The following is a 25,237-nucleotide window of genomic DNA, read 5'->3' as shown; positions in this document are numbered from 1 at the left end:
GCCCCTGGTCCTGTTCGAGGTAGCTCGCCGCATTCATGTACTTCTAGGAGCATTCGCTGTGGTTTCAACGAGCGTGACCGCCGGGCAGGTAGCCGGGGTGGATCTGACCGGCCGGCGGGCACTGGTGACCGGCGGAGCCAGCGGCATCGGCAGGGCCTGCGCCCGGCGGCTGGCCGGCGCGGGAGCGCAGGTCGTCATCCTCGACGTCCGCGAACAGGAGGCCCGCGAGGCCGCCGGCGAGATCGGCGGGCTGGCACTGACCGCCGACCTGACCGACATGGCCGCGGTCGACGCGCTCGACTGCGGCGGGGTGGACATCCTGGTCAACAACGCCGGCTTCCAGCACGTCGCACCGATCACCGAGTTCCCGCCGGAGATGTTCGCCGCCATCATGAAGATCATGGTCGAGGCGCCCTTCCGCCTGGCCAGGCGGGCCCTGCCGGGCATGTACGAGCGCGGCTGGGGCCGGGTGGTCAACATCTCCTCGGTGCACGGGCTGCGCGCGTCGCCGTACAAGGTCGCCTACGTCACCGCCAAGCACGCCCTCGAGGGCCTGTCCAAGGTGATCGCCCTGGAGGGGGCCGCGCACGGCGTCACCTCCAACTGCGTGAACCCCGCCTACGTCCGTACCCCGCTGGTGGAGGAGCAGATAGCCGACCAGGCCCGCGTCCACGACCTTCCCCCCGATGAGGTGGTCGAGCAGATCATGCTCGCCCCGGCGGCCGTCCGGCGCCTCATCGAGCCGGAGGAGGTCGCCGAGGCGGTCGCCTACCTGTGCTCGCCGCAGGCGTCGATGATCACCGGCGCCTCCCTCACCATCGACGGTGGGTGGACGGCCCACTAGGACGCACACAGGAGGTGTCCGGGGCCGCGCCGGCGTCCGCGGCGCGCCGGTCAACGCATCGGGGGATAAATCGTGATCAAGGGGACAATAAACCCCATGAGCTGCACCGTCTTTCTCGACCTGCTCGCCCGCGAGGCCGCTCCAGTGGAGTTCGAGGCCCCGCTGGTCGAGGCGCGCGCCGCCGGCGCCGCCCCGGAGGTGCTCGCCGAGCTCGACCAGGCCAAGCTCGCCGCGCTGCGCGTGCGCGCCCTGCTGGAGCACCGTTCCCGCCGCGAGGCCGAGCTGTCCGCCCTGTTCGAGACGGCCGGCGACCTGGCCGGGCTGCGCGACGTGGGGGCCGTGCTCGAGGCGATCGTCCGGCGCGCCCGCAGGCTGCTCCACGCCGACATCTCCTACATGACGCTGCACGACGCCGACCGCGGCGACACCTACATGCGGGTCACCGACGGCTCGGTGTCGGCCGCCTTCCGGGAGCTGCGCCTGCCGATGGGCGCCGGGCTCGGCGGCCTGGTCGCCCAGACCGGCACGCCCTACGCCAGCCCCGACTACTTCGCCGACGAGCGGTTCCGGCACCGCACCCACATCGACGTCGCCGTCAAGGAGGAGGCGCTGGTCGCCATCCTCGGGGTGCCGATGCGGCTGGGCGCCCAGATCATCGGCGTGCTGTTCGCCGCCAACCGCAGCGCGCGCCCCTTCGCCCAGGAGGAGGTGGCGCTGCTCGCCTCGCTCGGCGCGCACGCCGCCGTCGCCCTGGACAACGCCCGCCTGCTGGAGGAGACCCGCACGGCGCTCGGCGAGCTCAGCGCCGCCAACCGGCTCCTGCAGGCGCGCAGCACCGCCGTCGAGCGGGCCGCGCAGGCCCACGACCGCATGACCGGCCTGGTCGTGCGCGGCGGCGGGGTCGAGGACGTCGCGGCCGTGGTCACCGACATCCTCGGCGGCGCGATCGTCGTGTTCGACGCCGACGGCCGGCGCCTGGCCGCCGTCGGCTCCGCCGGCGAGCTGGACGAGAACGAGGTCGCCGCCGCGGCCGCCGCCTCCCGGCAGCTCGGCAGGACCGTCCAGCGCGGCGACCTGTGGGTGGCCTCGGTCGCCTCCGGCCCGGAGAACCTCGGCACGCTGGTGCTGCGCACACCCGACGAGGTCTCCGGCGCCGACCAGCGGATCCTGGAACGAGCGGCCCTGGTCACCGCGCTGCTCATGCTGTTCCGCCGCACCGCCGCCGCGGCCGAGGGCCGGGTGCGCGGCGAGCTCCTGGACGACCTGCTCACCGGCAGGATCGTCCACTCTGACGCGCTGTACGGCAGGGCGCGGCTCCTCGGCGTGGACCTCGACGCCCCGCACACCCTGGTGGTCGCCAGGCACAGCGCGCAGGAGCCGGTCTCGGCCCAGCGCACGGTGTTCTGGGCGTCCTCCGACGCCGCCTCCCGCCACGGGCTGGTGGCCGCGCGTGGTGAGGAGACCATCCTGCTGCTGCCCGGCGTCGACCCCGCCGCGGCGGCGCGGCGGGTCGCCAGGGAGCTCGGCGCCTCGCTCGGCACCCCGGTCACCGCGGGGGCGGCGGGCCCGGTTCACGGGCCGGCCGCCGTGGCGGAGGCCTACCGCGAGGCCCGGCGGTGCGCGGAGGCCCTGCTGTCGCTTGGACGCGACGGCGAGGGGGCGAGCAGCGACGAGCTGGGCTTCGTCGGCCTGCTCATCGGGCGCGACCGGGACGTCGGCGGATTCCTTGAGGCGGCCATCGGGCCCGTCCTGGCCTACGACCGGCGCCGCGGCACCGCGCTCGTCCAGACCCTGGAGACCTACTTCGGCGCCGGGTCCAGCCTGTCGCGGACCGCCGAGCGCCTGCACATCCACGTCAACACCGTCACCCAGCGCCTGGACCGGGTGGGGAGGCTGCTCGGCGAGGGCTGGCAGTCACCCGAGCGCGCCCTTGAGATCCAGCTCGCCCTCCGCCTGAACCGGCTGCGCCCGCAAGGGGAGCGGCCCTAGGTCTGCTCGCCGAGCCGCTGGGTGAGCTGGCCGCGCATCTGCTGGGCCACCGGGGCGTCCATCTTGTCGGTCAGCGTGAGCGCCTGGGCCAGCGAGTCCTGCGCGGCCTCGACGTCCCCGGCCGCCTGCTGGGCGTCGCTGAGCCTGATCAGGGTCCGTGCCTCCTGCAGCGGCATGTGCATCTGCCGGAACAGCGAGAGCGCCTGTTCCAGGTGGATGACCGCCTGGGGCCCGTCGTCCCTGGCCATGGCCAGCTCGCCCAGCCCGAGCTGCGCCCGCGCCTCGACCATGTGCTCGCTGGACGCGCTCGCCAGCATCAGGGCGCGGTTGAGCGCGCTCTCGGACTCCGCCAGCTCGCCCCGCCGCAGCCGCGCGATGCCGAGCCCGTGCAGGGCGTACGCCTCGCCGGTGGGGTCGCCGATGTTGCGCACGGCCGCGAGCGCCTCGTCGAACACCTCGACCGCCAGCGCCGGCTGGTCGGACTGCAGGTAGGTGTGGCCGATCCGGTGCAGCACCTGGGCCTCGACCCGCCTGCTGCCGCTGCTGCGGCTGAGCTCCAGGGCCTCCGACAGCAGCAGCTGCGCGCCGGGCAGGTCGTCGAACTCCAGCCGCAGCTGGGCGAGGTTGTGCAGCACGTACGCCGAGGCGACCTGGTCGCCGTTGCCGCGGAAGATCGCCAGAGCGCGACGGTAGTGCGACTCGGAGTCGGCGAAGCGCCCGCTCAGCCGGTCCAGGAAGCCGATGTTGCGGATGACCAGGGCCGTCCCTTGGGTGTCGCCGATCTCCTCGAACAGCTGGACCGCCGCCTCGAAGTCGCAGCGCGCGTCGCCGAACCGCTGCTCGGTGATGTACAGCGAGCCCCGGGAGTAGAGCATGGCCGCCTGCCCGCGCTTGTCCTGCGCCTGCCGGGCCGCCATCAGCGCCACCTGGTGGGTCTCCCGCCAGTCGTCGAGGTAGACCCGCGACTCGAAGAGCGTCACCGAGCTGATCGCCAGATCCCAGCACAGGGCGACGAAGCCCGCCTGGGCCGCCTGCCGTATGCCCGACACGAGCATCGAGCGTTCACGCTCGTACCACTGCAGGGGCGCGGCGACCAGCTGGTCGACCAGTTTGGCCGGGAGCGGCCAGTGGGGCGCGTCGCTGTGGATCTGCACGTAGTCCCCGCCGTACTCGCGGCGGTGGGCGGCCTCGGCGAGGAAGAGCAGCCCGCCGAGGACGCGCCCGAGCGCCGCGTTGCGGTCCGCCGGCGACTCCTCTGCGGCGAGGCGCTCGCGGGCGAACACGCGGATGAGGTCGTGGAAGCGGTACTGGCTGTGCACGCCGTACCCGACGCCGGTGGTCTCGATGAGCTGGGCGTCGGCCAGGTCGTCCAGCAGGTCCTGGGCGATGGCCAGGGGCTGGTCCAGCAGGGCCGCGCTCACCCAGGCGGAGAAGATCTGGGAGTCCAGCACCGTCAGCCGGCGGAACAGCCGGCGGGCGTCCTCGCTGACGCTGTCGTAGGTGAGGGAGATGCTGGCGCGGATCCCCATCTCGCCGTGCTTGAGCTCGTCGAGCCGCCGCGTCTCGTCCTCCAGGCGGCTCACGAGCTGCTCGATGCTCCAGTGCTGGCGGGCCGACAGGCGCGCGCCGGCGATGCGCAGCGCGAGCGGCAGGTGACCGCACAGCTCTGCCAGGGCCTCGGCGGCCTCGATCTCCGACTGCACCCGCTCGATGCCGGCGATGCGGGACAGCAGGTTCACCGACTGGTCGGAGTCGAAGATCTCCACGTCGACGTGGACGGCGCCGGCGAGCCCCGCCAGCCGGCTCCTGCTCGTCATGATCACGGCGGAGGAGGGGCTGCCGGGCAGCAGCGGCAGGACCTGGCTCTCGCTGCCGGCGTCGTCCAGCACGATCAGCATCTTGCGGTCGGCGAGCAGCGCGCGGTACATCTCCGCGCGCTCCTCCAGGCCGTCGGGTATCGCGGTGCCGGCCACGCCGAGGACCCGCAGGAACCGCTCCAGCACCTGCATGGGGCTGGTGGGACGGGACGCCGCGCCGTGCAGGTCGGCGAAGAGCTGCCCGTGCGGGAAGCGTTCGCCGACGGCGTGGGAGGCGTGGACGGCGATGGTGGTCTTCCCGACGCCGGGCTTGCCGACGATCACGATGATGGGCACGGCGAAGCGCGAGCGGTCCTCCGAGGCCAGCATCAGGCGCTGCCGGATGTCCTCGACCTGCTTGGTGCGGCCGGTGAAGTCGGCGATGTCGGTCGGGAGCATCCCTGGGACGTTGGGCACCGCCGGGGCCGCCGCCTGCGGGTCGGCCCTGTCGGGGGGCTGCGGCGGGGCGGCGAGGCTCTCGTCGGAGGTGAGGATGGCGTGCTCGAGCTGCTGCAGGCGCTCGTTGGGCTCGATGCCCAGCTCTTCGATCATCGTGCGGCGGGCGTTGCGGTAGACCTGCAAGGCCTCGGCCTGCCGTCCCGAACGGTACAGAGCCGTCATGAGCAGGCCGCGGAGCCGTTCGCGGAGGGGATGCTCCTCGGTGAGCTCGGTCAGCTCGCCCACCAGCTCGTGGTGCCGGCCGAGATCCAGCTCAAGCTGGATGCAGTCCTCGTTGGCCGTGATGCGGTTCTCGGTCAGCCTGCCGGCCGCCGACTGCACGAGCCTGCTCTCGATGCCGTCGAGGGCAGGCCCGCGCCACAGCGACAGGGCCTCGCGATAGTGCCGTATCGCCTCGTTGACGTTGCGGCTCTCGCGGGCGCGCCGGGCCCGCAGGACCAGGCTCTCGAAGCGCTGCGCGTCTATCTGGTCGGCGGCGACCCGGATGGAGTACCCCAGCGACTGCGTGGAGATGATGTCCGGGCTGCCGTTGGCGGCGAAGAGCCGCCGGAGTGAGGAGATGCAGATCTGCACCTGGGCGCGGGCGGTGGTGGGCGGCTCGTCGCCGTAGATCGCCTCCATGAGCCGGCCGATGGTGACCACCCGGTTGGCGTCGAGGAGAAGGACGGCGAGCACGATCTGCTGCCTGATCCCCCCGAGATCCAGCCGCCGATCGGCGGCAGCCGCCTCAAGCGCTCCCAGAATCGCGAATTGCACTGCATCTCCTCGCAAGAAAGCTCGCGGCCCATCCCGGAAGTTTGATCACCCTCCGATGCGAGAGGTATACAGATGCGTGGCGCCAGGAGATCCGCCCCCATAGTTGACATCGCATTGGTCGGCCTGTAACGGGACTCGCGTTGATACTGTCGGACGCGAGCTGGTTACATATGGCGATGTCACTTATGTCTGGATCGTACTACTATAAGAGGTTCGGGGCTATAGAGAGTCTACGAATACTTTCCGAACTCGTATGGTCATTTGCGTATGCAACCAGTTCGTGGTTGCGGGCAATGATCCAGTCTGTGTTATGTCCCGTTGTGGGCGATTTTTACGGGCTCTGTCGGAACGTTCGGTGAACGGCGTGGCCGGATGTGGACGTTTCAGGCGAGGCCGGCAGGCAAGGCGCGACATCGCCGGCGATGCTCAGCCCCAGGGCGTGTTGCCGCCGGATCCCGCCATCACGCGGCGACGCGGAATGCCCGGCCCTGACAGTTGGGAAAGCCGCGGAGTGGACGTGGCGCTCGAGAAGGCGCCGATGGCCTCCATATCGCCGATGGCGACGATGAAGATAAGGGACCGGAAGACGCGGCTACCACTCTGAGCGCTCATTTTCCCTGACCTCTTCTTGTGTCGCGGTGCGGTGTTCACCAGCGGATTCGCTGGAACGCCATCAACGTAGAAAGCGCCACCATTCGCTCCTTATCGGATCTCTTCTCACCCGCCATCAGGGCAGGTCACGGCATGAATCCGGCTATTTCGCGCGTTACGCGGATATTTCCGGTCGGTGACGCCATCGTGGCCCGGTCGAGGCGTGCCGAAAGGGGGATGACCTGCGGCGGGACGCCTCGTGGGGCACCGGATGATGGCGGTGAATAGCCGGGCGAAGGTGAATCGATAGTGGCGTTAGGCACTCTTGCCCCCAGGCCGGGACTGGCCGGTGCCGGCGGCATCTCAGGTCCCGGGCGCATGTGCGTCGGGTCAGGGACGGTGGAACCGGATGGAAACGCCCTACCAGCTCGCGTGCTCGCACTGAGGAGCGCCGGTGAGCGGCGCGCCATCGCGATGTGCCGAAGCCGTCCGTTGCGGCGGGCACGGCAGATAGGTGTGCTGGACATGAGTATTACCGCGCAGGCGCTGGACGGCGTTTACGGCCGGTCGGCCGCCGGCGTACGCGCCCGCCTCGAGCGCGACGGCAGCGGCGGATGGCACGACCTGGCCGAAGCCGAGACCGACAGCGATGGCTGCATAAGCGAATGGCGTGACAAGAAGCTCGAGCGCGGTATCTACCGCATCATCTTCGACAGCGACTACTACTTCGTCGGCCTAGGTGTCAGTGCCGCCTATCCCGAGATAATCGTTACTTTCCGAATGCAGGACGAGACGGACGCCTATCAGATCCAAGTGATGCTGTCCCCTTATTCGTATTCGACGCATTTCAGGATCGCGTGACCGGCGGCATTCCCGCCGCGTCCGGTCAGATCTCCACCCTTCCGGGCGATGCGCGGCGACCGAGGGGCATGCACGGGGAGAAGGGAACCCGACAGTGACAACCGCGAACATCAGGAGGACGGCGCCGCCCGTGCCCGCCCCCCGCTCCGGCAGGCCCGCGGCCGCCCGGTACCGCCCGTCCGCCCAGGTGGCGCTGTCCGGCCGCCGCTGGCCGGACAACACCATCACCTCGGCCCCGCGCTGGCTGTCCACCGACCTGCGCGACGGCAACCAGTCGCTCGCCCAGCCGATGACCCCCGAGCGCAAGATGGCGATGTTCGACCTGCTGGTGCGCATGGGCTACCGGGAGATCGAGGTCGGGTTCCCCGTGGCCAGCCAGGACGACTTCACGTTCGTGCGCACGCTCATCGAGCGCGACCTGATCCCCGACGACGTGCGCATCTCGGTCCTCGTCCAGGCGCGCGACGAGCTCATCAGGCGCACGGTCGAGAGCCTCGAGGGCGCCCGGCGCGCCACCGTCCACCTGTACAACGCGACCTCGCCGCTGTTCCGGCGGGTCGTCTTCGGCATGGACCGGGACGAGTGCAAGGACCTCGCGGTGCAGGGCACCCGGCTGGTCATGAAGTACGCGGACAAGCTGCTGCCCGGCTGCGACCTCGGCTTCGAGTACTCCCCGGAGCTCTTCAACGACACCGAGCCGGACTTCTCGCTCGAGGTGTGCGAGGCCGTGATGGACGTCTGGCGCCCGGAGGCGGGACGGGAGATCATCCTGAACTTCCCGACGACCGTGGAGCGCTCCCTGCCGAACGTGTTCGCCGACCAGATCGAGTGGCTGCACCTCAGCCTCTCGCGCCGGGACCACGTCTGCCTGTCCATCCACCCCCACAACGACCGCGGTACGGGGGTCGCGTCCTCGGAGATGGCGTTGCTGGCCGGAGCCCAGCGCGTCGAGGGCTGCCTGTTCGGCAACGGGGAGCGGGCCGGCAACGTCTGCCTGGTCACGCTCGGGCTCAACCTGCTCGCCCACGGCGTGGATCCCGGCATCGACTTCGCCGACCTCGACGGCGTCCGCCGCACGGTCGAGCACTGCAACGAGATCCCCGTCCACCCCCGGCACCCTTACGGCGGCGACCTGGTGTACACCTCCTTCTCCGGCTCGCACCAGGACGCGATCAAGAAGGGTTTCGACGCGCTGGAGCGCGCAGCGGGGGAGGCGGGCGCCGAGGTCCGGGACCTCCCGTGGGAGATGCCGTACCTGCCGATCGACCCGCGGGACGTCGGGCGCACCTACGAGGCCGTGGTCCGCATCAACAGCCAGTCCGGCAAGGGCGGCGTGGCCTACATCATGAGCGCCTGGCACGGCATGCACCTGCCTCGCCCGCTCCAGACCGACTTCGCGCGCGCCGTGCAGGCCCGGGCCGACGCCGAAGGCGGCGAGATCACGCCGGAGCGGGTCAGGGCCCTGTTCGACCGTGAATACCTGGAGTACCCGGCCCTGCCCATCCCACTGGTCTTCGGCGGCGACCCCGTGACGGCCGAGCTGCACATCGACGGGGAACGCTTCGACGTCGGCGGCGGGCGGGCGGACCGCCTGCAGGGCGTCATGGACGCGCTGGCCCGGTGGGGCGTGGAGGTGCGGGCCGTCCACCACGCGGCCCACGACGCGGTCCCGAGAAGGGACGCCGGCGCCGAGGCGGTGGTGTACGCCGAGTGCCGGGCCGGCGGGCGGTCGATCTGGGGCGCCGGGATCGCCTCCGAGGTCGAGACGGCCGCGATGTCGGCCGTGCGGTCGGCCATGACCCGCGCGCGCCTGGACACCCCGAACTCCCCGCACCCCCACCTCGCCCTTGCCCCCGAGGTCGAGATCCCCGCTCCCCGCGCCTCCCGTCCGGTGACCTCGCCGCGGATAGCCGCCCGATAGGGGGTGGAAGGCGGCCGAGCCTAGCGTGGCCATTGACTCCAAATCAGGACAAGCCCTGACAAACGGAAGGCACCACGCGGCCACATGTGGTTTTCATCGGATTAAGGGAGGCTCGTCATGAGCCTGATCGAACGACAGGAGGCCCTGGCCTCCCTGGAGGGGCTCCTCGCCAGCGCCATCATGGGAAAGGGCCGGGTCGCCCTGGTGAGCGGAACCGTCGCGACCGGCAAGAGCGACCTGCTGCACTCCTTCGCCGAGCAGGCCGCCGAGCTCGGCGCGCTGCCCATCACCGCCACCGGCTCGCTGGCCGAGCGCGACCTGCCGCTCGGCGTGATGGGGCAGCTCATCCACGACGCCCCGCTGGTGCTGGAGGAGCGTGATCGGGCCATGGCCCTCCTGTCGGAGGGCGCTCGCACCGTCATGTCGGCCGCCCCCGGGACCGAACCGCTCAAGCAGGTGGACGCCCAGATCGTCCACGCCCTGTGCACCGTGCTCCTCGAACTGTCCGAGCGCTACCCGCTCATGATCGTCGTGGACGACGTGCACCACGCCGACCGGGCGTCGCTGCTGTGCCTGGCCTACCTGTCGCGCCGGGTGAGGTTCGCCTCGATCGTCGCGGTGTTCAGCCATTCCACCCACGGGCGGTACGCCGAGACCTCCTTCCCGACCGAGCTGCTCCGCCAGCCCCACTGCCGCCGCATCCAGCTCTCCCCGCTGTCCCAGGCCGGCGTCATGAGCATGGTCGCCGAGCAACTCGGCAACGAGGCCGCGGAACGGTTCGCCGCCGAGTGGTACGCCCTCAGCGGCGGCAACCCGCTGCTCGCCACCGGGCTGATCGAGGACTACCAGACCGCCACGCGGACGGCCGGGCGGCCCCCGGCCGAGTTCGTCCCGGGAGACGGCTACGGGCAGGCGGTCATCTCCTGCCTGCACCGCGCCGACCCCAAGATGCTCCAGGTGGCGTGGGGGCTCGGCGTCCTCGGCCAGCCCGACTCCCTGGACCGGCTCCTCGGGGTCAGCCAGGAGTACGTCAGCCGCGAACTGCACTCCCTGACCGTCGCCGGCCTGCTCGCCATGGGCCGCTTCCGGCACGAGTCGGCCCGTGCCGCCGTACTGGCCGAGCTGGACCCCGGCGAGCGAGGCGACCTGCACCGGCGCGCCGCGACGCTCGCCTACGACGGCGGCGGCTCCACCACGGTGATCGCCGACCACATCCTGCACGCCGGCGGCCTCGACGAGCCCTGGGCCACCGACGTCCTGGCCGACGCCGCCCGGCACGCGCTACGCGAGGGCCGGGTCGAGGCCGCCGTCGCCTACCTGCGCCTCGCCTGCCGGATCTGCGCCGACGACCAGAAGCGGGTCAGGCTCACCACCGCACTGATGCGGGCCGAATGGCGGATCAACCCCAGCACGCCGACCGGGCATTTCTCTGGGCTCACCGACGCGCTCCACCGGGGCCACCTGCGCGGCGGCGACGCGGTCGTGCTCGCCAAGGCCCTGCTGTGGCACGGCCGGTTCGACGACGCCCAGGACGTGCTCAAGCGCCTCAGCGAGTCGGGCGAGCCGCTCGACGCCGACACCGTCACCGAACTGGTGGTCACCCGCCCCTGGCTGCGCTGCTCCTACACCCCGTTCCTGTCCCAGCTGCCCCAGGTGAGCAGCGAGCAGTCCCGCGCGGCCATCCTGTCGGTGTCGGCGTACCGGCGGCTGGAGTCGGCCATCACGCTGGCCGCCGTGCTGACCCGCGGGCCGCGCGAGGAGATCGTGACCGTCGTCGAGCGGATCCTGCGCAGCTCCCGCCTGGACGAGATGTCGATGGACACCGTCGAGAGCGCCCTGCTGGCGCTCACCTACGGCGGCAGGCCCGACAAGGCCGCCCCCTGGTGCGACCTGTTCATCGACGAGGCCTCCTCCCGGCACGCCCCGAGCAGGCAGGCGCGGCTCTCGGCGATCCGCGCGGAGATCGCCCTGCGCCAGGGCGACATGCTCGGCGCCGAGTTCCACGGGCGCCTCGCCCTGGACACCATCCCGCTCACCGGCTGGGGCGTCGCCGTCGGCGGTCCGCTGTCCAGCCTGGTGATCGCCTCGACCGCGATGGGCAACCACGACGCCGTCAACGACCTGCTCGACCAGCCCGTGCCCGAGGCCATGTTCCAGACCCGCTGGGGCCTGCACTACCTGCACGCCAGAGGCCGGTACAGCCTGGCCACCGACCACGCGCAGCTCGCGCTCAGGGACTTCCAGCGGTGCGGCGAGCTGATGGGCCGGTGGGACCTCGACGTGCCCTGGCTCATCCCCTGGCGGGCGGAGGCGGCCGAGGCGTGCCTGCGCCTGGGCAGGCCCGACCAGGCCCGCCGCCTGGTGGAGGAGCAGATCAGGCGGTGCGGCACGGGCGCCCCGCGGGTCCACGGCATCGCCATGCGCCTGCTGGCGGCCACCAGCGAGGCACGGCACCGCCCCATGCTGCTACGCCAGGCCGGCGACCTGTTACAGGCCGGCGGAGACCGGTACGAGCTCGCGCGCGTCCTGGTCGACCTGACCGAGGCCTTCCACGGGCTCGGCGAGTACCGCCGCGCCGGCATGATCGGCGGCCGGGCCCGCGCCGTCGCGCAGGAATGCCACGCGGACCCGCTGAACCGGTCCCTCACCCGGGACGGGGACGCGGCCCCCGTCGCGGTGCCCGGCGCCACCGCCGAGGCCGCCGACGTCACCGCCGTCCTGAGCGACGCCGAGCGGCGGGTCGCGGTGCTGGCGGCGGCCGGCTACACCAACCGTGAGATCGCCGACAAGCTCTACGTCACCGTGAGCACCGTCGAGCAGCACCTGACCCGCACCTACCGCAAGCTCGACATCACCAGCCGTGCCGAACTCCCGTCGACACTGGAACTCGGTACCTCGATGCCCGCGTGACGCCGAGCTCCCGCAGGGCGCGCGCCGCGCCGGTCTCCCTGGCCAGGTCCAGAGCGCGGCGGGCGGCCTGGGCGTACCGCTCGCTGTCGTGGGCGTCGGCGTACGCGTGGGCGAGGCGGGCGAGGTCGTAGGCCGTCTCGCGGCTCCGCCCGGCCTCCCCGAGCTCCCGCTCCAGGATCTGGATGGCGTCATCGGGGTGGCCGAGGTCGAGCAGGCACTCCGCGGCCAGTAGCTCGTGCAGGGTCGGGGAGTAGTCGAAGCCGAACCTCGGACGCTCCTCCGGCTCTTCCCCCGGAGGCTCGGCGGACTCCTCCAGCCGGCGGTGGCACATGTCCTCCTCCCCGGCCATCGCGTGCCCCAGCGCCTCCCGCAGCCGGGCCACCGCCTCAAGGCGCGGAGAGGGGACGGCGTGCTCGCGGACCGGCCGCTCGCGGGCGGCCACCGCGATCTCCACCACCTCCCCGGGATCGCTCTCCGGACCGGTCAGACCCGCGCGTCCGGCCAGCGTGTAGGCGACCAGCCGCTCGTCCTCCGCCTGGGCCGCGGCGCGGCGGGCGCGGTCCGACCACCGCAACGCCTCCTCCAGGTGCCCCGCCTCGTACCACATGCGGCTGACGGCCTCCGCGTCCTCGGAGGAAAGGGTGATCAGAGCCCGGCGGACGGTCCGCCCCGCGTCGCTGCGGAACCCCTGCACCACGCCGAACACCGGGGACAGGGCGCCGGCCAGCTCGGCGGGGTGGCGGTCGGGCCGGTCGCACTCCGCGAGGACCGACTCCAGGTAGGCCACGGTCTGCCGGTCGGCGCGGCGCGGGTCCTCGATGGCCCGGCCGGTCCGCTCCTCCTCATCGGCGGTGAACCGTCCCGGCATCAGCGGCACGCCGGTCAGGTGGTGCCACAGAGTGGTGCCGGCGGGCTCCCCCCTGTCCTGGCCGAACAGCTCCGCCTCCTGGGCGCCGAACACGCGGCACAGCAACTCGGCGTACCGCGCGTCGGGCCGCCGCTCGCCGGCCTCCCACGCGCGGACCATCGCCGTGAGATCCTCCCCGGCGGGCATGCGGTCGCGGGTATTTTCGTCGGCGTTGTCGGCGAGCCGCCGGCCGAGGTCCTCCCGGTTCCACAGCCTGCCGCGCCGCCACGCCCGCAGCCGCGCCGCCCAGAGAGGAATGTCGATGCCGATCATCGCGCTCCTTCCGACATGCGTGCGAGTGGGCACGGGTATGCCCGCCTCTCATCCTTCGCCGTCCCGCCCGCTTCCTCATCCCCCAACCTGAGGGCCAATCGCTCAGGCGCGCCCGGCACCCCGGCCTGACATCACACGCGGTGACGCCCGCCTTGCGACAACACCGCCCCGATCTGCGTTAGCGTCACGGTGTGTAACCGTCGACGATGAGGAAGGGCCGACCATGAGGCCGCTGGCCCGGCGGGACGCGCGCGACCCGCTGCCCGTGGCCCTCGTCGTGCTCACCCTGCTGAGCGGCTGCGTCGACGCCGTCAGCTACCTGGCGCTCGGGCACGTCTTCACGGCGAACATGACCGGCAACGTGGTCATCCTCGGGTTCGCCACCGCCGGCGCCCCCGGGTTCTCGGCCGCCGCGTCGCTGAACTCGCTGCTCGCCTTCCTCGCCGGGGCGGTCGCCGGCGGCCGGATCAGCGTCCACGCGCGCTCCCGCCGCTCGCGGATCCTGCTCACGCTGACCGCCGAGGCCACGGCGGCCGGCCTCGCCGCCGCCGCCTCGGCCCTGCTCGGCGCGTCCACCGACGCCCAGCGTCACCTCGTGATCGCCCTGGTCGCCGTCGCCATGGGGTTGCAGAACGCCATCGTGCGGGTCCTCGCCGTCCCGGACCTGACGACGACCGTGCTGACCCGCACGCTCACCGGCCTGGCCGCGGAGTCGACCTTGGCCGGCGGCACCAACCCCCGCGCCCTGCGCCGGATCGTCTCGGTGGGGTCCATCCTGCTCGGCGCCTGCCTCGGAGCGCTGCTGCTCCGGCACGCGGGCGCCGCCTGGGTCCTGCTCGCCGTGGCCGCCTGCGTCGCCCTCACCGCCACCGGCTACGCCGCCCACCCCGGCTCCCGCAGCCACTGACCGGGTGATCAGCTCGCGGTGAGAAGCGTGCGGGCCTTGGCGGCGAGACGGGGCATGCCGAGGCGGTCGGCGAGGCGGAGGGAGCGGTGGAGGAGGCGGGTCGCCTCGCCGGTGGGGTCGGAGGGGTCCAGGAGCCGCAGTGCCATCGCGCGGTCGAGCTGGAGCCTGGCCATGTGCGGGGGAGCGGCCGACACCATGCGGGTCGCCTCATCGAAGCGGCGCAGCGCCTCCGGCACGTCACCCGCGACCATCGCCAGCAGCCCGCGGGACCGCGCCGTCGGGCCGAAGAGCACGGTCGGCCATCCGGCGAGCGCGATCTCCTCGGGGTGGGCGGCGAGCCGGGCCCGAAGCAGCGGGATGTGCTCCTCCAGCCCGGTGCCCTCCAGGAGCCCGGTGCCTTCGCGCGGTCCGGTGCCGCCTGCGTGTTCGGGGCCCTCCGGGAGTCCGGCTCGTCCGGGGTCGGGTGCCTTGAATGCCGTGGACTCGGCGATGAGGGCACAGGATTCGGCGAGCAACGCGAGGGTCGCCACCGACCAGCCGTGCGGCGGGAGCGCGGCGAGGCCGGAGGTCTCGCGGACGATGGCGGTGAGCCGGTCGGCGGCCTCGTCGTGGCGGCCGGTCTCGCAGAGCGCGAGGACGTGCGCGGCCCGCCAGATCGGGAAGTAGGCGTGCTGCTCGATCTGCCTTGCCAGACCGGAGTCGAACAGCTCCTCCATCCGGCCCCGTTCGTACAGCAGCCAGTAGTGCTGGCCCATCCAGGTCTGCCACAGGGTCTCGGCGGGAACGGCGTGGTCGGCCGTCAGCTCCTGGACCATCCGCAGGGACTCGCCCATCAGGCGGTCCTCGGCGCGCTGGAAGTCGCCGTTCCACAGGTCCATCACCGTGTCCAGGGTGTTCTGCAGCCACGGGCCGAGCGCGCGGGGGTTGCGGGCGACGTGCCTGCGGTGGTCGTCCACGGTGCCGAGGGCGTCGCTGACCAGCCCGAGCCTGAGCTGGTCGATGGCCAGCGCGACCAGGCCCTCGCTGTGGAAGTACGCCGACCCCGCCTGGACGCCCGCCTCGCGGAGGCGCGCGGAGATGCCGAGAAGCTCCCTGGGGTGGGCGTGGTCGTACAGCGCCCAGCGGCACTCGTTGAGCACCTCGCACCGGACGAGGCCGTCGGCGCCGGGCGGGAGCTCGCGCAGCGTGGCGCGGGCGAGCTCCACCCCGGGCGGCGGGCCGTCGGGGACGGGGTCGTCGGCGCTCTGGGCGACCGCCATCGTCTGCTTCTTGGCGAGGTGGGCCTGGAGCTGCAGGCGCAGCGGCGCGGCCTCCTCGCCGTCGTCGTGCTCCAGCGCGGCCAGGCCGCCGCGCAGCAGGTGGACGAGCTGCCGGTCGACCCGGCCGGGGGCCGACCATCTGCGGGCGAGGCGGATCACCGCCGCGGCGGCGAGCGCCGGCAGCCCCTCGGCCGCCTGGTGCGCCGACAGATAGCGGCGTCCGGCCTCGTCCATGTCACCCGCGTCGCTGAGCGCGTCTCCGAGGGTGATCAGCAGGCCGGCGCGGGTGGCGGCGTCGCAGCGCAGCCGCAGGCCGGCCTGCGCCCACGCGGTCGCCCCCTCGACGGCGAACCCGCGCTGCTCGGCACGCGCCGCGTCCAGGCACGCCGCGGCGGCGCGTTCGTCCGGGACGGCGGCTCCGGCGGCCGTCGCGTGCAGGGCGACGCGCACGGGGAGGGCGGGGTCGGCCCAGCCGCCTGTGGTCGTGCGTTCGGTCAGGGACTCGAAGGCACGGCGGTGCAGGTCCCTGGCCAGCGCCGGATCGCGGCCGAGCTCCTCCAGCACCGCTTCGCGCGAGCGATCGTGCGCGAAGCGGACCCGGTCGTGGCAGGTCACGGTGCCGCCCGCCGCCGCGAGCGCCAGGGCATGGTCGGCCTCGTCCGGTTCAAGCTCGAGCATCCGCGCCACCAGGGCGGTGTCGATGTCCTGGCCGAGCGCCGTGATCGCGGCCGCCGCGAGCCAGGGGAACGCGGGGCCCGCCTTGGCGTCCGGCCCGGCGGGAGCGGGACGCAGGTCACCGGCCTCGGTGAGGGCGCACAGTGCCAGGGGCAGGCCGGCGGTGACCCGTGCGGCCTCCTCGATCTCGCCGGCCGTCGGCCGGCGCCGCCACGTCCGGCTGAGCCACTGCCCCACCTCCTGCTCTGTCAGCGGGGACACCGTGACGGTGTCCATGGCCTCCTTCCAGTGCGCGGCCTCGGACCGGGTGGTGAGCAGGAAGCCCACCGGTACCGGGCCGAGCCCTCTCCTGACGTGCTGCAGCAGCTCCTCGGCGTAGGGGCTGAGCAGGTGGGCGTTGTCGAAGCCCACCAGCAGGCCCCGGCCGGCGGCCCTGCGTAACAGGCTGACCAGCAGGAAGGTCAGCTCCCGGGGGTCGCGCTCGTGGCCGGGCCGGGCGGGGGAGCCCGTCGTCCCGGCGGTCATGAGCTTCTCCAGCGTGTCGCGTTCCTGCGCGCTGATCGGCTCGGGCACGCTGGCGAGGTCGCGTCGCAGGTGACTCCAGACCGCGCCCGCGAGCTCGCGCCAGGGCCGGAGGGCGTCGAGGTCGTGGCAGGTCACCGTGACCGCGGGGACTCCGGCGCGGGCGGCCAGGCGCGCCGCCTCCCGCAGCAGGCGGGTCTTGCCGATGCCGCCGGGGCCGCACAGGGCCATGGCCACGGCGTCGCCGCCGCGCAGCCGGTCGGCCAGGCGCGACAGCTCCAGCACCTCACGCCGGCGGCCGACCAGGACCGGCGGGCCGCCGTGCTCGCCGGTCTCCTCGCCCCCGCCGCCGAGCGGGGCGTGTACGTCGAAGCCGTGCTCGTGCAGGAGCAGCAGGTCTTCGGCGCGGCGCGCCGCCTCGTCGCCCCGCGAGCGCTCCCGGCGCCGTCCGACGACCTCGCGGGCCGCGGTGGCGCCGTCCTCACGAAGGGTCGTGAGGAAGCGCAGCAGCCACATCGCCGTGGTGTCGCCGGCGCCCTCGCCGACGGGGCCCTCGGCCAGGAACGCGGCCTCCTCGTGGCGGCCGAGCCGCAGCGCGACCCGGGCGACGAGGCGTATCAGCTCCTTGCGCTGTTCCTCCAGTTTGGCGCGGTAGGTCTCGCACACCCAGGGGAGGCTCCAGCCGGCCGACAGCGAGGCGAACGGCGCGCCCCGCCACTCGCCGGCCGCCGATCGCAGGGCCGCCATGGCCGCGGGGAGGTCGCCGTCGTCGTACAGCTCGCGCCCTTCGCGCAGCCGCGTCTCGAAGCGGGCGGCGTCGAGCGTGGCGGCCAGGTAGCCGTGCTCCCTCTCGACCAGCTCGTAGGCGTGGGACCACTTGGCGGGCGGGATGTCGAGCGCGCCGCCCGCGAGGGCCTGGCGCAGCCGGGACAGCGGGGGCGCCACATCGGGCACCGGCCAGCCGGGACTCTGCCCGAGCGCGGCGGCCAGGTTGCTCTGCGGGACGGGGTTCCTGGCGGAGACGAGCATGGCCAGGGCCTTGGCCGTCTGCGGCAGGAGCTTCCTCGGCGATCCGTCCACCAGGATCGAGACCTCGCCGAGCAATCTGATGTCGAATCTCGCCACGTTCACCGGGGGCCGGTTCTCGATCGTCAATCGGCGCCCTTTCCGCAAGGTCATCGCAAGGATCGGTGGCCACGATGAGGCAGGTACCGAAAATCCGCAAAACCTCGTCAACGCTATGACGTGAGGTGAGCCTGTGGCAAGGATGGACCGCATTCCGGCAGGCGCGCTCGATGAGCGCGGGCTCGAAAAGGTCAGGCGGCGCGTGCGCCGCGAACGCGAGGCCGAGTCGAATAGGCCGTTGAGCGTCGCCATAATGGGCCAGACGGGCGTGGGGAAGTCGTCGCTGCTCAACGCCCTGTTCGGTACAAGTCTGCCGGTCGGGGACGTGAAGCCGGCCACGTGCGAACCGCGCGCCATATCGATTCCCGGCAATTCCGATCACATGCTGACATTTTGGGATATGCCGGGAATGGGGGAGTCGCTGAGCGAGAATGCCCCCTACGTCGCGATGTATTTGGCGAAGCTGCTGGAGTCCGATGTCGTCATATGGGCCATCCACGCCGACAGCCGATCGACCACCGCCGACGCCCGCTGCCTTGCGATGCTCCTGGCGGGAGCCGATCAGGACGCGTGCGGCCGCCTGCTCGGCAAGCTGACGTTCGTCCTGACCAAGGCCGACACGCTCACCCCGCCTCCGTGGATCTTCGACATGCGCGGCCCGCACGGCTCGTTCCTGCCGACCCCGGCGCTGGCCGCCCGGCTGGAGCGCAAGGCCGCCCACTTCGAGCGGGCCCTCATCGAGCCCTGGGGCGACCTGCTCCGCACCTCCACGTACAACACCGGAGAGTTCGCGATCTCCGACGAGCGGCTGAGCTTCGACCGGAACGCCGTCCGCTACCGGGGCCACTTCTCCGAGGAGGTGTGCGCCAGGTACCGCGCCGCCCACCCCGAGCACGCCGCGGTGTTCTCCCGGCTGCGTGACGGCCACCGGGTCCTGCCGTGCTCGGCGCTGTTCCGCTACAACCTCGTGCGGCTGATGGTCGGCGTGGTGAACAAGCTCGGGCCGGCGGCCGTCTTCCGGTTCCAGCGCATGCTCGGCGACGTTGCCGAGCTCGCGGGGGTGCCGGTCGCGACGATGCGCGAGTACGGCAACTTCCTGGTCTGGGACGGGGTCCGCGGCGTCAGCGCGTTCGACCTCGCGCGGTTCCCCCTCTGACCGCGCGCCGCGGAGACCGCCGGGAAACCGCCACGCCGGATACGAGGAACCTTTCCATGATCGACGATGACGACATCCTTCGGGCGGTGGACGCCGGGCGCCGCGAGGACGCCGAGTACCTCATCCGGCTCGACTACGCCGTCCAGTACCGCGACGAGGAGGCCATAGAGCACCTGATCAAGGACGCGGTGGCGTGCGAGACCGGCGTCGTGGCCGACGTGGGGTTCGACGTGGTCAGGGACGTGTGGAACTGGCTCGTCGGCCGCTGAGCCCCGCCCGCGCGGGCCTCGGCGCCCTCTCCGTGACACCTGCGTGACCGGTATGTGATCGAATACCCGCCGTACCGTCCCCTGCCGGGCGCACGCATGCTTCCGAATTATGGAAAGAATGTGTATGTAGATGGACTAGTCACCAGCACCGGGGGAGGCGCGGAGCGTTGGGCATGCCTGGGGCCGCCGGCCCTCCGATGAGCCTGGAGGGCATTGACCATGCCCTGCGCCGGCGCATGGAGGAGCGCGACCGGGTCGCCGGCGACATGCTGGACCTCGACGACCACCCGAGCCACCGGCTGCTGAAGGGCATGACCCCCACGGGGGAGACCGCGCGCCGGTGGGAGCAGGCCCAGGTCAGGCTCGTGACGCTGTGGTGGCTCTTCGACACCTACCGCCGGGTGCTCGACCTCGCGCAGGAGGCCAGGTCCGCGGCCAAGCCCGACCTCGCCCTGCTGACGGCCCTGCTCTCCGGCCGGTCGGTGGAGCTGAAGCCCGACGACGTGCCGCTGGAGAAGCGCTCCCTGCTCAGGGCCCAAGGCGAGTGGATCACGCTGGACGTGGTCCTCGCCCGCATGGACGAGGCGTACCGCGAGATCGCCGAGACGATCGCGGCCGTGGACGCCGCCTGGAACGCGCTGCTCCCGATGCTGGACGAGATCGGCGCCGCCCGCGGCGCGGCCAAGGAACTGGAGACCGGCCTCGGCACGCCCGACGCTCAGCTGGAGCGCCTCGACGTCGAGGTCCGCCGCCTTCGCGCGCAGGTCACCACAGACCCCCTGGGGTCCTCCGGCCTGGCCGGCGAACTGCACACGCTGGCCCGCGCGGTGGACGCCCGCCGGGCGGCGCTGGAGCAGGCGGTGCGCGTCCGCGACGAGTACGCCGGCCGCGCGCGACGCCTGGAGGAGCGCATCGAGGCGGTCGCCGAGGCCGAGCGGGAGGCGCGGCGCGTCCGTGAGGTGGTCCTCGGCAAGATCCAGTCGCCGTCCCTCCCCGAACTGCCCGACCAGGCGCCCACGCTGCGCGACCGGCTGGCCGCGCTGGACACGGCCGGCGGCCGCTGGCTGGAGCTGGCCGAGCGCCTGGCCGCGGTCGAACGCGGCGTCGAGGAGGCGCTGGCGCACGCCGGCCGCGTCACCGAGTCGATGGGCGGCCTGATCGGCCGCCGCGACGAGCTCCGCGGGCGGCTCTCGGCCTACCAGGCCAAGGCGGTGCGGCTCGGGCACGCGGAGGACGTCGCCCTGGCCGGGCTGTACGGCGCGGCGCGCGACCTTCTGTGGACGGCGCCGTGCGATCTACGGCGGGCGACCGTGGCGGTCGCCGAGTACCAGCGGGCCATCACTCGAATCGGAGCGGCCGGATGACCAACTGCACGCAACCCGGCTGCGCCGGCACGGTGGTGGAGGGGTACTGCGACACCTGCGGCATGGCCCCTCTCCCCGAGGCCGCGCGCCCGTCGCAGGCCCCGCCGCAGGGCACGGGCCCGGCGGCGCCCGCCGGGCCGGGAACGCCGCCCGGTCCGCCGGGATTCGGCGCTCCCGGCCGCCCGGGCACCGCCTGGCCCTCGGTGCCGCCCTCCGCGCCGCCGCCCCCGGGCACCGCCTGGCCCTCGGCGGCGGTGCCACCCTCGGCGGCGATGACCGGCCCCTCCGCCGGCACCCCTGGCACGACGCCCACCGGCTCGGTCCGCACGGGCATCACCGGCTTCACCAGCTCCTCCCGCCGCGCCAGCACCCGCTCCCGCCGGGGGATGCTGGGCATGGGGCTCGTCGAGGTGCCCCCCGTCCCCTACCGCGACCCCTCCGCGGTCGTGCTCGCGAACCCCGAGGTGCCCGAGGACCGGCGCTTCTGCGGCAACCCCGATTGCGGCAAGCCGGTCGGCCGCCAGAGGGACGGCCGGCCCGGGCGGCCCGAGGGGTTCTGCCCGCACTGCGGCCAGCGCTTCTCCTTCACCCCCAAACTTGTCGCGGGCGACCTCGTCGCCGGGCAGTACGAGGTCAAGGGCGCCCTGGCCCACGGCGGCCTCGGCTGGATCTACCTGGCCGCCGACCGCAACCTCGACGGCCGCTGGGTGGTGATGAAGGGCCTGCTCGACACCGGCGACATGGAGGCGCTCGCCGCCGCCGAGGCCGAGCGGCGCTACCTCACCGCGATGGACCACCCGAACATCGTCAAGATCTTCAACTTCGTGAACCACCCGGACCCGGGCACCGGGACGCTGGTCGGCTACATCGTCATGGAGTACGTCGGCGGCGAGCCGCTCCAGGACATGCTGCGCAAGAGGCTGAGGGAGAGCGACAACCGCGAGGCGCTCCCGCTGTCCCAGGTCATCGCCTACGGTCATGAGATCCTGCGGGCCTTCGGCTACCTGCACGACCGCGGCATGCTGTACTGCGACCTCAAGCCCGCCAACGTCATCCAGGTGGAGGAGCAGCTCAAGCTCATCGACCTCGGCGCCGTGCGGCGCATCGACGACCCCGACAGCGCCATCTACGGCACCATCGGCTACCAGGCGCCCGAGATCGCCTCGCAGGGCCCCTCCATCGCCTCCGACCTGTACACCGTGGGCCGGACGCTCGCCGTGCTGAGCTTCCCGTTCAGCCCGACCAGCGGCGGGAAGCCCGCCCCGCTGCCCGACATGGGCCTGCGGTACGAGTCCTTCCAGCGGTTCCTGCAGCGGTCGACCGATCCCGATCCGGGCAGGCGGTTCCAGAGCGCGGCCGAGATGTCCGACCAGCTCGTCGGCGTGCTCCGCGAGATGCGCGCCGCCGAGGAGGGAACGCCGCACCCCGCGCAGTCCGGCGTCTTCGGCCCTGAGCGGGCCGCCGTGGGCACCGACCTGGCCCCGGCCACCACCGGGCAGGCCTTCGGGCCGCTCGTCCGCGCCGACGCCGCGTCCGGGCTCCCCGTGCCGCTGGTCGACCCGCTCGACCCCGCCGCCGGGCTGCTCGCAGGTCTCACCTCCGGCAGCCCCGACGAGCTGATCGCCGTGCTGGAGTCCGCGCCGCCCACCCCTGAGACCAAGCTCGCGCTGATCAGGGTGCTGAGCGAGCTGGGCCGTCCCGTCCCCGACACGCTGTACGCGGCGGCGGCCAAGGACCTGCCCGGCGACTGGCGGCTCTGGTGGTACCGGGGGGTCGCCGAGCTGGCCGCGGGGGACGCCGGCACGGCCGCGCAGTTCTTCGACGGCCTGTACGCGTGGTTCCCCGGCGAGGCGGCGCCCCGCCTCGCGCTCGCGTTCGCCCTGGAGGTCGCCGGGGCGAGCGCCGAGGCCGAACGGCACTACGCGGCCATCTGGCGGACCGACCGCTCCTACGTCAGCGCCTGCTTCGGCCTGGCGCGCATCCGGCTCGCCGCCGGCGACCGGGCGGGAGCCATCCGCGTCCTGGACCAGATGCCGCCGACCTCCATCCACCGCACCGCCGCCCAGGTGGCCGCGGTCGCCGTGGTCGTACGCGGCCAGGCCCCCGCCGAACCGGAGCTGGTCGCCGCCGGCGAGCGGTTACGCACGCTGAAGCTCGACACGCGCGACCGCGACGGGCTCGCCTCGGAGGTGCTGGAGAGCGCGCTCGCCCGGTTCGTCACCGGCCAGGCGGTCTCCGGGAACGGCACGCTGCTCGGCACCACCCCGCTGAGCGAGCCCGGCGTGCGCGGCGAGCTGGAGCGGGTCTACCGGGCGCTCGCCAGGTCGGCCGGGTCCACCGAGGAGCGTCACGCCCTCATCGGGCGGGCCAACGCCGTGCGGCCGAGGACGCTGTGGTGACCGGCTCCTGCCCCGAGTGCGGCACCCGCGTCATGGCCGGCGAGGCGTTCTGCGAGCAGTGCGGGCACGACCTGTCCTCGGCCCCGCGCGCCTCCTGCACGGCGTGCGGGTCGGCGAGCATCGGCCAGGACGGCTACTGCGAGAACTGCGGCATGCTGCAGCCCACGGGCCGCGACCACGTCGAGATCGAGCTCGCGGCCATGGCGGGGGTCAGCGACCGCGGCCTGCGGCACAGCCGCAACGAGGACGCCATGGCGCTGGTGACCGCCGGGCAGGACGCCGTCGTGGCCGTCGTCTGCGACGGGGTGTCCACCTCGCCGCGCCCGGACGAGGCCTCCCAGGCGGCGGCCGACATCGCGGCGGTCACCATCGCCAAGAGGCTCGCCGAGGGGGAGGGCGCCGAGGCGGCGACCCGTGAGGCCGTGCGGCTCGCCGCCGACACCGTCGCCTTCTCGGCCCGCATCGGGGAGGACTCGCCCGCGTGCACGCTGGTGTCCGCCGTGGTCGAGCGCCGTCAGGTGACGGTCGGCTGGGTGGGCGACAGCCGGGCGTACTGGCTGGGCGACAACTCCTCGCTGCTGACCACCGACGACGCGACCCCCGGCACGCACATGCTGACCGCGTGGCTGGGCGCCGACGCCGGAGAGGTCGTGCCGCACGTCAGGACCTTCACCACCGACGGTCCGGGCGCGGTGCTGCTGTGCAGCGACGGCCTGTGGAACTACTACCCCGAGCCCGAGATGCTGGCCGCCACGGCCCTGAGCGGCACGCCCCTCTCGGCGGCACGGCGGCTCGTACGGCTGGCGAACGAGGCCGGGGGACACGACAACATCACCGTCGCGATCATCCCGTTCGGACAGGGGGAGCGGGCGGAGGCGACGGTGGCATTCCCGAAGGAGAGAAGTGACTGATTTCACCATTCGCGTGGACCAGAACAAGTACCTGCCCGCGGGGAGCCAGGAGGTCCACGGGATCATCACGGTCGAGGCGAGCGGACCGGTCGAACGGGCCCCCGTCGCCGAGGCGGCCGAGGTGATCATCATCGACACTTCGGGCTCCATGGCCTACGGCAAGATCGCCGACGCCCGCAAGGCCGCCCAGGCCGCCATCGACACGCTGCGCGACGGGGTCTACTTCGCGGTGATCTCCGGCGACCACCAGGCCGAGGTGGTCTTCCCGGGCACGGGGCAGCTCGTCCCGGCGGACGCGCAGAGCCGGAACGCGGCCAAGGCCGCGGTCTCCCAGCTGCGGGCCGACGGCGGCACCGCCATGGGCCGGTGGCTGCGCCGCGCCGCCGACCTGTTCAGCGCCCACCAGGTGGGCCATCCCGGCGCGATCCGCCACGCCATCCTGCTGACCGACGGCAAGAACGAGCACGAGCCCGCCCCCGAGTTCGACGCCAACCTGACGTACTGCACCGGCAAGTTCGTCTGCGACTGCCGCGGCGTCGGCACCGACTGGGTGGTCGCCGAGGTGCGCAGGATCGGCTCGGCGCTCCTCGGCAGCGTGATGGACGTGCGCAGGCCCGAGGAGCTGGAGGCCGACTTCCGCGCCATGACCGAGGCCGCGATGGGCAAGACCGTCGCCGACGTCGCGCTGCGCGTGTGGACGCCGCGGGCGGCGACGCTGAACTTCGTCAAGCAGGTGTCCCCGGCCCTCGAGGACCTCACCGGCCGCCGCACCGAGGTGGACGCGCTCACCGGCGACTACCCGACCGGCGCCTGGGGCGGGGAGTCCCGGGAGTACCACGTCAGCGTGCGGGTCCCCTCGGGGAACGTCGGCCAGGAGATGCGCGCCGGCCTGGTCAAGCTGGTGATCCCCGGCACCGGCCAGGTGCTGGCCAGCGGCAACATCCTCGCCCAGTGGAGCGACGACCCCGTCCAGTCCACGCGCATCAACCCCAGGGTCGCCCACTACACCGGCCAGCAGGAGCTCGCCTCGCTGATCCAGGAGGGCCTGCAGGCGCGCAACGACGGCAACGAGGAGCTCGCCACCGCCCGGCTCGGCAGGGCGCGCGGCATCGCCCAGCAGGCCGGCAACGAGGAGACGGCCAAGCTGCTCGACAAGGTCATCGACGTCGACCCCGAGACGGGAACCGCGCGGCTCAAGCGCGTCGTTGACAAGGCGGACGAGATCGCGCTCGACACCAGGTCGGTCCGCACCGTCCGCATGCGCAAGGACCCGGAGAACTGAG

Annotated in this window: 16 protein-coding genes; 12 read left to right on the top strand and 4 right to left on the bottom strand. The window is 72.9% G+C overall.

The genetic code is table 11. From position 1 onward, the window contains the following. Positions 1–58 precede the first annotated feature (58 nt). Complete coding sequence (locus tag MYF83_RS03520; protein WP_248958674.1) at positions 59–844, top strand: 3-hydroxybutyrate dehydrogenase; 786 nt, start codon at positions 59–61, stop codon at positions 842–844. Between the two features lie 96 nt (positions 845–940). Continuing rightward, entirely contained in the window at positions 941–2,833 is a 1,893-nt protein-coding gene (locus MYF83_RS03515; RefSeq protein ID WP_248958673.1) for a helix-turn-helix domain-containing protein, read from the top strand. On the opposite strand, the gene MYF83_RS03510 is transcribed toward MYF83_RS03515, so the two are convergent. Continuing rightward, entirely contained in the window at positions 2,830–5,904 is a 3,075-nt protein-coding gene (locus MYF83_RS03510) for an AfsR/SARP family transcriptional regulator (RefSeq protein WP_248958672.1), read from the bottom strand. The genes MYF83_RS03515 and MYF83_RS03510 overlap by 4 nt on opposite strands. Before the next feature lie 1,023 nt (positions 5,905–6,927). Here MYF83_RS03510 and MYF83_RS03505 point away from each other — a divergent pair. From MYF83_RS03505 to MYF83_RS03495, 3 genes are all read left to right on the top strand, one after another. Further along, positions 6,928–7,356 (top strand): hydroxyisourate hydrolase, encoded by a 429-nt coding sequence (locus MYF83_RS03505; RefSeq protein ID WP_248958671.1) that lies wholly within the window; start codon positions 6,928–6,930, stop codon positions 7,354–7,356. A gap of 130 nt (positions 7,357–7,486) precedes the next feature. Then, positions 7,487–9,277 carry a 2-isopropylmalate synthase gene (gene leuA, locus MYF83_RS03500; RefSeq protein ID WP_308201396.1) on the top strand — a complete coding sequence of 597 codons (1,791 nt, stop codon included), beginning with the start codon at positions 7,487–7,489 and terminating at the stop codon, positions 9,275–9,277. A 117-nt stretch (positions 9,278–9,394) separates the two neighbouring features. Beyond that, entirely contained in the window at positions 9,395–12,187 is a 2,793-nt protein-coding gene (locus tag MYF83_RS03495; protein WP_248958670.1) for a helix-turn-helix transcriptional regulator, read from the top strand. On the opposite strand, the gene MYF83_RS03490 is transcribed toward MYF83_RS03495, so the two are convergent. Next, the gene (locus MYF83_RS03490; protein WP_248958669.1) at positions 12,129–13,367 is read right to left on the bottom strand and encodes an NsdA family TPR-like regulatory protein; all 1,239 of its coding nucleotides are present in this window, start codon (positions 13,365–13,367) and stop codon (positions 12,129–12,131) included. The two genes, MYF83_RS03495 and MYF83_RS03490, sit on opposite strands and share 59 nt — an antisense overlap. A 223-nt stretch (positions 13,368–13,590) precedes the next feature. Between MYF83_RS03490 and MYF83_RS03485 the strand changes: the two genes are divergently transcribed. After that, positions 13,591–14,274, top strand: a complete 684-nt coding sequence (locus MYF83_RS03485; RefSeq protein ID WP_248958668.1) for a YoaK family protein — start codon at positions 13,591–13,593, stop codon at positions 14,272–14,274. An 8-nt stretch (positions 14,275–14,282) separates the two neighbouring features. Here MYF83_RS03485 and MYF83_RS03480 read toward each other — a convergent pair whose 3' ends face one another. Continuing rightward, the gene (locus tag MYF83_RS03480; RefSeq protein ID WP_248958667.1) at positions 14,283–17,885 is read right to left on the bottom strand and encodes an AAA family ATPase; all 3,603 of its coding nucleotides are present in this window, start codon (positions 17,883–17,885) and stop codon (positions 14,283–14,285) included. Positions 17,886–17,997: 112 nt separating this feature from the next. Here MYF83_RS03480 and MYF83_RS03475 point away from each other — a divergent pair, with 112 nt between their 5' ends. From MYF83_RS03475 to MYF83_RS03465, 3 genes are all read left to right on the top strand, one after another. Then, positions 17,998–19,011, top strand: coding sequence for a GTPase family protein (locus MYF83_RS03475; protein ID WP_248958715.1), 1,014 nt, complete (start codon positions 17,998–18,000; stop codon positions 19,009–19,011). Positions 19,012–19,067: 56 nt separating this feature from the next. Further along, the gene (locus MYF83_RS03470; RefSeq protein ID WP_248958666.1) at positions 19,068–19,280 is read left to right on the top strand and encodes a hypothetical protein; all 213 of its coding nucleotides are present in this window, start codon (positions 19,068–19,070) and stop codon (positions 19,278–19,280) included. A gap of 173 nt (positions 19,281–19,453) precedes the next feature. Then, positions 19,454–20,644: a hypothetical protein gene (locus tag MYF83_RS03465; protein WP_248958665.1), complete on the top strand. Its 1,191-nt coding sequence runs from the start codon at positions 19,454–19,456 to the stop codon at positions 20,642–20,644. Here MYF83_RS03465 and MYF83_RS03460 read toward each other — a convergent pair. After that, positions 20,619–21,041 (bottom strand): hypothetical protein, encoded by a 423-nt coding sequence (locus MYF83_RS03460; protein WP_248958719.1) that lies wholly within the window; start codon positions 21,039–21,041, stop codon positions 20,619–20,621. The two genes, MYF83_RS03465 and MYF83_RS03460, sit on opposite strands and share 26 nt — an antisense overlap. On the opposite strand from MYF83_RS03460, the gene MYF83_RS03455 reads away from it, so the two are divergent. Genes MYF83_RS03455 through MYF83_RS03445 form a run of 3 tightly spaced genes read left to right on the top strand, consistent with a single transcriptional unit; the run spans position 21,040 to position 25,236 of the window. Next, positions 21,040–23,043, top strand: a complete 2,004-nt coding sequence (locus tag MYF83_RS03455) for a serine/threonine-protein kinase (protein ID WP_308201389.1) — start codon at positions 21,040–21,042, stop codon at positions 23,041–23,043. The genes MYF83_RS03460 and MYF83_RS03455 overlap by 2 nt on opposite strands. After that, the gene (locus tag MYF83_RS03450) at positions 23,040–23,954 is read left to right on the top strand and encodes a PP2C family protein-serine/threonine phosphatase (RefSeq protein ID WP_248958664.1); all 915 of its coding nucleotides are present in this window, start codon (positions 23,040–23,042) and stop codon (positions 23,952–23,954) included. The genes MYF83_RS03455 and MYF83_RS03450 overlap by 4 nt, the downstream gene beginning before the upstream one ends. Further along, on the top strand, positions 23,947–25,236 hold the full coding sequence (locus MYF83_RS03445; protein WP_248958663.1) for a vWA domain-containing protein: 1,290 nt from the start codon (positions 23,947–23,949) through the stop codon (positions 25,234–25,236). The genes MYF83_RS03450 and MYF83_RS03445 overlap by 8 nt, the downstream gene beginning before the upstream one ends. The last annotated feature ends 1 nt before the right edge of the window (position 25,237 follow it).

Source organism: Sphaerisporangium perillae (assembly GCF_023276435.1).
Lineage (GTDB): Bacteria > Actinomycetota > Actinomycetes > Streptosporangiales > Streptosporangiaceae > Sphaerisporangium > Sphaerisporangium perillae.
The sequence above is the reverse complement of the archived record's forward strand: the minus strand, read 5'-3'. Positions and strand labels throughout refer to the sequence as shown.

Excerpts from the sequence above, each read along its gene's own strand:
- MYF83_RS03515 (WP_248958673.1), top strand. The coding sequence starts at position 941 with ATGAGCTGCACCGTCTTTCTCGACCTGCTCGCCCGCGAGGCCGCTCCA.
- MYF83_RS03495 (WP_248958670.1), top strand. The coding sequence starts at position 9,395 with ATGAGCCTGATCGAACGACAGGAGGCCCTGGCCTCCCTGGAGGGGCTC.
- MYF83_RS03490 (WP_248958669.1), bottom strand. The coding sequence starts at position 13,367 with ATGATCGGCATCGACATTCCTCTCTGGGCGGCGCGGCTGCGGGCGTGG.
- MYF83_RS03485 (WP_248958668.1), top strand. The coding sequence starts at position 13,591 with ATGAGGCCGCTGGCCCGGCGGGACGCGCGCGACCCGCTGCCCGTGGCC.
- MYF83_RS03475 (WP_248958715.1), top strand. The coding sequence starts at position 17,998 with ATGGACCGCATTCCGGCAGGCGCGCTCGATGAGCGCGGGCTCGAAAAG.
- MYF83_RS03470 (WP_248958666.1), top strand. The coding sequence starts at position 19,068 with ATGATCGACGATGACGACATCCTTCGGGCGGTGGACGCCGGGCGCCGC.
- MYF83_RS03465 (WP_248958665.1), top strand. The coding sequence starts at position 19,454 with ATGCCTGGGGCCGCCGGCCCTCCGATGAGCCTGGAGGGCATTGACCAT.
- MYF83_RS03455 (WP_308201389.1), top strand. The coding sequence starts at position 21,040 with ATGGGGCTCGTCGAGGTGCCCCCCGTCCCCTACCGCGACCCCTCCGCG.
- MYF83_RS03460 (WP_248958719.1), bottom strand. The coding sequence starts at position 21,041 with ATGCCCAGCATCCCCCGGCGGGAGCGGGTGCTGGCGCGGCGGGAGGAG.